The 7210-nt window shown below is 37.8% G+C and carries 8 protein-coding genes; 2 read left to right on the forward strand and 6 right to left on the reverse strand.

The features are described 5' to 3' along the window. The 6 genes from FJR38_RS27215 to FJR38_RS27235 all read right to left on the reverse strand — a co-directional run. The coding region (locus tag FJR38_RS27215) for a helix-turn-helix domain-containing protein (protein ID WP_168540697.1) at positions 1–256 on the reverse strand (256 nt) is incomplete at its 3' end. 318 nt (positions 257–574) lie between these two features. Continuing rightward, positions 575–3940, reverse strand: coding sequence for a plasmid replication protein, CyRepA1 family (locus FJR38_RS27220; RefSeq protein ID WP_168540699.1), 3366 nt, complete (start codon positions 3938–3940; stop codon positions 575–577). Next, positions 3933–4301, reverse strand: a complete 369-nt coding sequence (locus FJR38_RS27225) for a hypothetical protein (protein ID WP_168540701.1) — start codon at positions 4299–4301, stop codon at positions 3933–3935. The genes FJR38_RS27220 and FJR38_RS27225 overlap by 8 nt, the downstream gene beginning before the upstream one ends. A gap of 182 nt (positions 4302–4483) precedes the next feature. Continuing rightward, entirely contained in the window at positions 4484–4615 is a 132-nt protein-coding gene (locus tag FJR38_RS29150; protein ID WP_256366943.1) for a hypothetical protein, read from the reverse strand. A gap of 127 nt (positions 4616–4742) precedes the next feature. Then, positions 4743–5114 (reverse strand): hypothetical protein, encoded by a 372-nt coding sequence (locus tag FJR38_RS27230; protein WP_168499604.1) that lies wholly within the window; start codon positions 5112–5114, stop codon positions 4743–4745. A gap of 16 nt (positions 5115–5130) precedes the next feature. Further along, positions 5131–5283, reverse strand: coding sequence for a hypothetical protein (locus FJR38_RS27235; protein WP_168540712.1), 153 nt, complete (start codon positions 5281–5283; stop codon positions 5131–5133). 284 nt (positions 5284–5567) lie between these two features. Between FJR38_RS27235 and FJR38_RS27240 the strand changes: the two genes are divergently transcribed. After that, complete coding sequence (locus tag FJR38_RS27240) at positions 5568–5933, forward strand: hypothetical protein (protein WP_168540714.1); 366 nt, start codon at positions 5568–5570, stop codon at positions 5931–5933. A gap of 4 nt (positions 5934–5937) precedes the next feature. Continuing rightward, positions 5938–6594, forward strand: a complete 657-nt coding sequence (locus FJR38_RS27245) for a hypothetical protein (RefSeq protein ID WP_168540716.1) — start codon at positions 5938–5940, stop codon at positions 6592–6594. The last annotated feature ends 616 nt before the right edge of the window (positions 6595–7210 follow it).

Below are 7210 nucleotides of genomic sequence, written 5' to 3' on the forward strand. Positions count from 1 at the left end.
CGGGTTCGGGTTCGGACTTATTAGATATAGCCAGAATTACCTCAGAAGGCTCTCTGACTTCTCTGGCGATATCATTCAACAATTCCTGTAATTCGGCTTCTATATTATCATAAGCCTCTTGATAGCCAGGGTCACGTTTTATGGACTGAACCCAGCCCCGGCTTTTGCCTAAAGTTTCGGCAACTTTTAACTCTGTCATTCCTGCTTTTAAAAGCTTAATTGCTTTTAAGTGAATTTCTTTATATTGTTTAGGCATACGGATTATTTTAATGTATAGTTTAATTCTAACAAAAAAATTAATCCGTATGATTAAAAAACTAATCATTCTCCTAACAAACTAATCATTTAGTTCTTAGGATAATGATTACTAAATCGCTAGAACCTTTACCCAGTCTTGAAATTCGTTGATTAAATCTTGACTCTTAATTTTAGACAAGATATTTTCTTCAAATAGTGTGAGCGTTAGGTTATGACGTTTAATCCAGTCCCTAAGCTCATCGGCACTATTTACTTCTGATATGCAGTCTTCCTTTAATTGATAAGCATCTTGTAGGTCTAGGATTGGGTGGGCTTGCTACGGGAACATTAAGCTGTTGCGCCGTCGCCTGATTTTTGATAGTGACACACACCCTGGTTTTTTGTTTATATAAGAATAATCGGGAGGGTGTGTGTCGGGGTCTAGCCCTTGTGGGATAAGGTTTTCAGCCGCCGAAAAAATATTTTTTTCATCCTCAATTACTTTGGCTAAAGTCGGGGTGTATGTCTGGCTGTTTTGATGTGAAATTATTTTTTCAAGCAATGCCCAGTGTTCAAGGTCAAGCTCGTAGGAACTTAATCCCCCCTTTTGATTGCGCTTGCGCTCGATGCAAAGATAAGAAAGAATTAAGCCTACAACCTTAGAATTATTATCCTTATAGCCTAAGTTTTCGCCATTCTTACCCTTAACCATCTCAAGAGAGATTGAGAAGCCTAAAACCTTTTTAATTTTACTGCGGTCGCTTCTGGCCTTATCCGCAATTTCTATAATTGCCGGTGAGTCGTTGTTATATGTCCATCCTTCCTGTAATTTTTCTATCAGTTCCAGTACGCCTAGTGACATTAATAAATTCCGTTTTTGGCTGTAGTGAAACTGGTCGTTAATGTCTGGGTTTGACCTTCTATCCTTTAAGTCGTGAGCAATAGCTGTTGCTTCATCACCAAGCAAGATTCTAAGCATTTTTGCGCCACTCATTAGCTTTTTAGTGCGTTCAAGCTTAACAATCCCCTTAGTAATATCTACCCCTAATGTTTTATGAAAGATAGTTTTAGTGTAGTTATCACGCTGCTTTTTGCTTAAACTTCCTGCATTTTTCTGAGCCACTTCAAATTCTTCATCGCTTAGGATTTTGGCATTAGCGATCGCCTCATCATTCTTATCCTTAATTTCTTTCTTCTGTTCCTTATGCTCCTCACCTTCTATGGTTTTTTCGTTCTCCTCATCGTTACGAAACTCCAGATTAAAGCCGCTTTCCTCTAAAACAGTAATTAAGGTACGTGAGGGATTAGCTAGGCTTGCGTTCTTTCTAGCGATAATCGCTAATTTATGCTTTATCCAGGGAATATCATCTTCACTAATTTCTAATCTTGCGTTAGGAACAATCCCCAGGTCATAAAGCTTGTTAATATCGTCAATGGAACAAATGATATTATCAGTTTCTACTCTTTTAGAAACTAAATTTAGCATTAGATTTTCTACAACAATTTCTGTAGTCCGTTTTTTGGGACTTACCCAAACTTCCTTAACTATGTCAGGTCTATATCTAAACAACATTTGAGACTGTTCCGCCGCGCTTAGAACATCCCCACTGAGAAAAGCATAAAGTTTATCAAAGTGGTGTTTATCTAAGCTAACAGCAGTCCCCAAGGTCATCGTGTAGAGGAAAATTTGATAGTCTGTATAGTATTTGTCAATGCTTTCAATTATTAGCTTTATATCTGTTTCGTTACTATTATTTCCATGTGCTGAAAATATGTTAGTAACTCCGGCTTTAATTAACATCTGTTCTATAGCCAGCAAATCAGATTTGTTTTCGCAAGGAACAATTAATTTCTTCCCAGCTTTTGCATCTTCTATTAACCTAGTTAGAACATTATCTTTACGCTTGCTAAAGTCAATCGTGATTGGTTTTAGATTAACGCCTTTTAACTCTGTGCTTTGGATAATAAAGGTTTTTTTACCGTCCCCTCTTATTTGCTCAACATAGTTTAGTGTTATGTCTGATAAATCCTTATCAGAACAAATAACATAAGTTGCATTTCTGATAAGCCATTCAAGCTTAGTCTTAACCGTTAGTCTTACTTGACCCTTTAAGTTTGTGTTAGTTTGAATCGAGTTTAAGACTTGCTCAATCTCATCAAGAATTAAAATAAATTCTTGACCTCCAGACCATCTATCCAACTGCAAGAAAATGCCTAGACTAATATCAGTAATCGCTAATCTATCGCCTAAAATTCCATGTAAACCACCAAATTCACGTAACTCTTTTAAGTCCCGATGGTGACGGCATCCAAATTTAGGTGCTGTATTTTCTAACAAGCCATTAAGGTGAGCAACTTGAATAATTTTCCCTAGCCAAGTCGCACACCAACTGCTAATTAAATGAGACTTTCCAATTCCCCAATCGCCTTTAATTCCTATAATTCCTTTAGGAATATTCTCTAAAGGTATTGTGGGTAAATATCTTTTCTCAACCTTAATATCTGGATTGCGAGTAAATTCAAATTGTGCTATTTTACTGCGTCTAATTTCAAATTCTTCTTTCCAGTCTAATTTTTTAAAATTATCCTGTGTATCTTCACCCTCACTCTTAGCCTTAACCCTATTCTTAGCCTTACCTTTAAAAGTAGGTAAAGTTAAACCAGCATCATTAGCTAATTCCTCAACAATAGAAACATAGTCTTTACCTTTAGGAGTGCCAACAAACCCTTTTAACATCCAACGATATTGAACTGCCCCGCCTCCATCACCTGTTGATTTATCTTGCCATGCCCATTGTTCCCCGTCCCACCAAACATGAAAAGATATCTTGCTTTCTGATTCTCTCCATCTGGGATTACCTTTTAATGTTTGCCCAAAATCTTGGAAATTATGCCCTGTCCAGTTATAGATTTGTTCTACTGATAATTTTGGTAAGACTTCATAATTTAAAAATGAAACTAAGTCTGTAACAATGCCACTGCCAAAACCTTTAGCCTCTCTATTAAAAGTATTAGTTCGTTCCTTCCTTACCTTCCTTTCCTTACCCTTAACATTATCCTTAAAGCTAATTACTAAATTAATTAACCAATCAGGAGCTATTGCAACCTCTACATCTTGTGGAGAATTTAGCCATTTATAACTCCCAGTTGTAGGGTGTCGGCTTGGGGGTAAAGCTGATTGCACTCGGTTATAGCGAAATTCTAACTGTTCTCCACTGTCAGCTTTTAAGTCTCCCCACTCATTAATAGCTTTCCTGCTAAAACCTGCTAAATTCTCCCTAAATTCTGGGGGAATTTGAAACAGTATTTGATATCGTCCTGTTTTCCCAGATGTCCATTTAACAGTGTTGGGAACATCGCCACCACTAATTAAATCAAGTAGTGGTTGTGCTGATATACCGTCAACGTCAATGGCAATTAATCCATCTGAATAATCCCCCGTCCTTAGTCCAAAACCACTGCAAAAGCTAATATATTCATTGCCTGTTCTTTTGCTTATTTTTCTATCGCCAAATAGGATAAAGTCTGAGATTTCACCATGACTTAATTTTTCTTCCTCTTGCCAGCCCTTACGCTTAGGCGTTTTATCTTCTAATGGTGTTAACGACCATTGCAGGGGGATTATTTTTAATTCATTAACAATTTCTTGGGCATTGCTAATGCGGTTATATCTTTTCCAGTCTGGGATTTTGGGGTTAGTCATTATCAAAATCCCCCGCTTGCGCTTCGTATGCTGCAATTTGCTCTGCATAGAAGCTTGATAAATCTTCCTCTTCTATATATTCTTCTTCTTCTTCCTCTAAAAGCCCTTCAAAATGAATGCAGCAATATGCAGAGTCATGACCATAGCTATATTGTCCGTCTCTTAAACATTTCTCCTTAATTTTTTGGTGAGAGTCTGGTGTACCGGAGGAAATTTCTCTTATGGCATCATCTAAGTTGTCTGTGCCTGTGCCACAATGTCCGTAAATTATGCCCCATAAGCCATTGTCGGGGTAGTTATTGCTTACTGGGGATTGATTTTGTGCCTTAAAATTGGTAAAATTGCCGTTAGGATAAGTCATTTTGGGGAATTAAAAAAGATAAGTTTTTAAGTTCTCCCACTTGACGACGGTAAACAAAATTTGCTAAAATAAAAGCTATTGAAAATTTTTCATCAGCTGGTTTTGTTTTCTTTGACGAACATCTCGACAATGTTCGCTAATGTCAGGGGAGATAAGAGCAGCGATTTTTTTGCCTATCCTGTTTAAGCAGGTGGCAATAGATTAAAGCTTTTGCGTACTGCGTCAGAGACGCTTAACCCTTTAGCTGCTGCCTGTTCTTTGACTTGCTTGCGTTCGTTTTGGGTTAAGCGGATATTTAATCTTACGTCTTTCATGTTTCTAGTCGGGGTATAAAATGCTACTTATTCTGTGACTTCACAATAACATATTTATTTTGGATTTGGTAGCAAAACTTGACGACGGCTTTTTTTATATACCGTCGTCAAGTTTTGGAGGCGGTGACTACTTATCCATCAGTTGTATCAAAATTGCCTCTAGTCGTTCTAAAGCAGCGTTAGTTGAGCGTTGGTTTTCCTCAAATCGTTGCTGATGTAGCTCAAAGTTGCGGTTACTCTCTTCCTGATTACGGTCAAGTCTCACAACAATATTTTCCAGTATTGACGTTCTAGTATTGTTACTCAGTATTATTTCATCCAGCATAGTGCTACGTCCTAGAACAGTAGTAGCTGTACTAATGAAGTCGTCAACTTTATAGACAATCTCATCAACTTTGCCTGTTAAGTTATCTAATCTAGTAGCAGTAGTCTCTTGTTGTACTGCTACCCGTTCTAAAATCGCTTCTATTCGGTCTAGTCGGGATGGTTCGGTTGTCATGGTTCTGTGGTGTGTCTTAACTGGCTTTTTGTTTGTCTTCCTTAATAGTTTTCGCAATTATATATGCGGCCAAGTTAGCAGGTGTTCTTTCCTGCTCACCCGCTTGTTTTGTCAATTCTTGGTAAATTTCCTCATCCAAAGTAATCGTTATTCGTGGTCTTATAGCCATATCTTTAATGCTTAACTCTGACACTATTATAGACTCCTGTTGATAATAAATTAGTATGATGACTCTTGACACGATTAGCGTCAAGAGTCTACAATAACATCACGAACTTTAATCGGTCAAGTATCACTCACTTATCACTATCTGATTCATTCAAAAATTACCCTATAAGTCTTGTATAGCAAGGGCTTGAGAGATTAGATACTACAAGGCAACTGATACCCCTACCGATTACTAGATGATTAAGCGCGATAACTAACCTATTCAAATTGATTACTGTATGAAAGATGAAACCAAGACGCTGTAAGAGTTCCACCGACTACGATATATTTCTTGATTTTCCTTGCACAAAATCCCACCTTGCAGAGTTGCTAGGAGTTGCCCGTTCTACTTTGGTTATCTGGGAAAACATAGCTTTTTGGAGAATAGACAATTTTCGCAATGCCTACCCAAAAACTCATGACGGTAGTTATGACAGAGAAAGTCCCCTTTCACCCTTTCAGTGTTGGATTTTAGGACGTATTGGGCGTTTAATGTCTCAATTACGCCGTTCTGAAAGAGTAAAAGGCTATATCCTCAAAAATCCTCAAGATTTCACCCGTTATCAATTCAATAAAGCCCAAAACCAAGTTACACAGAAGTTAGGAGCATAACTTAATGGCAGCTAGAACATCTAAGAAAACAGCAACAATTGACCCCAATTCCGTAGCAATTACCGATTTTTGCCAGTCTCAAGGTATAAATGAGCAAATATTCAGACTTGAGTTAATGCAGCACTGTGACGACGCAGACAGCACCAAAACTGTGAAATTTGATGTTGCTCAAACTGTGGCCAGCACAATCACAGCCACATCTAAGGCATTACCCCAAAACATAGAAACACCTGAAAACCTTACCCCACAAGAGTTACAGCCAGCCCCACCATTAGCCACAGAACAGCCACAAAAACCACAAAATTCTTCTATAGCCACATCTACTCCAAAAGCTATTTCTAGTCCTGCCACCGGGGGAAATATTCCCAGTGCTTTGCAAGAGTTGATCCAAGAATCAGAAGAGGTCATTGAGTTGGCCGACTTGGTTCACTCCTACAGAAACCAGCAAATTATTCAAAATGCCCAAACTAGGGATAGTGAGTTAGTTATTCAGTTGAGAGAAAGACGGATCGAAACCAGAAACCAAACCTTTGACAAACTACGTGACCTTAACGCCCGTCAACCCATAGCGCCCGAACTCCCAGAACTCCCAGCTTCTCTATCAGAAGAGATTGCATCTTTAGCCAATGAGTTGGGAAAGCGACTACATACCAGCAGATAGAGCAATTAGAGCGCGAGGTCAGGGCATTAAAGGCACGGCATAAGCCACAGTTCAGAATTAACCTACTCGCGCCTTTCGACCTACTCAACGCCACCATAGAACCCACATTCCGCAGATGTAACTCAGATTATTGATATTTTTGAAAAATCCCAGCCAGGAAAATTTTATTTACCTAATTTTTCTGGTTGAGTTTAACTTTATCTACCAAAAAATAGAGAATATTACCGAAATTAATTTCGCTAGGTTTTAAAATAGATTCTCTCTCTCAATTAAAATAGTCATTTCGGCTTAAATAAACATGACAATTACAGCAAAAAATATTTTCACTCTTTGCTAAAAATTTCTATTTACTAATTTTATCGATCACTATCTACATCTTTTTTGGTCTAATAAACTCTCATCAAATAATTAGATAATATTTACTACAACTCCTTCCTAAATACCTGACAATCTTTTCACGTTCCTCCGTTTAATTGCTCATTTGTTTTTGTCCATTTATGATTACCAAATGTACAGCCTGAAACATCTGAAATACCCACCTCATTGTCGGTTTATTTGTGATTTTATTGACTTGATTTCTAATCCCATCATCAAATTTAGCTAATTCTTGCCTTAA

It is taken from the genome of Anabaena sp. UHCC 0253 (assembly GCF_009712085.1).
Taxonomy (GTDB): Bacteria; Cyanobacteriota; Cyanobacteriia; order Cyanobacteriales; family Nostocaceae; genus Dolichospermum.

Bases quoted from the DNA above. Each gene is read 5' to 3' on its own strand.
- FJR38_RS27245 (WP_168540716.1), top strand. From the start codon at position 5,938: ATGGCAGCTAGAACATCTAAGAAAACAGCAACAATTGACCCCAATTCC.
- FJR38_RS27240 (WP_168540714.1), top strand. From the start codon at position 5,568: ATGAAACCAAGACGCTGTAAGAGTTCCACCGACTACGATATATTTCTT.
- FJR38_RS27235 (WP_168540712.1), bottom strand. From the start codon at position 5,283: ATGGCTATAAGACCACGAATAACGATTACTTTGGATGAGGAAATTTAC.
- FJR38_RS27220 (WP_168540699.1), bottom strand. From the start codon at position 3,940: ATGACTAACCCCAAAATCCCAGACTGGAAAAGATATAACCGCATTAGC.
- FJR38_RS27225 (WP_168540701.1), bottom strand. From the start codon at position 4,301: ATGACTTATCCTAACGGCAATTTTACCAATTTTAAGGCACAAAATCAA.
- FJR38_RS29150 (WP_256366943.1), bottom strand. From the start codon at position 4,615: ATGAAAGACGTAAGATTAAATATCCGCTTAACCCAAAACGAACGCAAG.
- FJR38_RS27230 (WP_168499604.1), bottom strand. From the start codon at position 5,114: ATGACAACCGAACCATCCCGACTAGACCGAATAGAAGCGATTTTAGAA.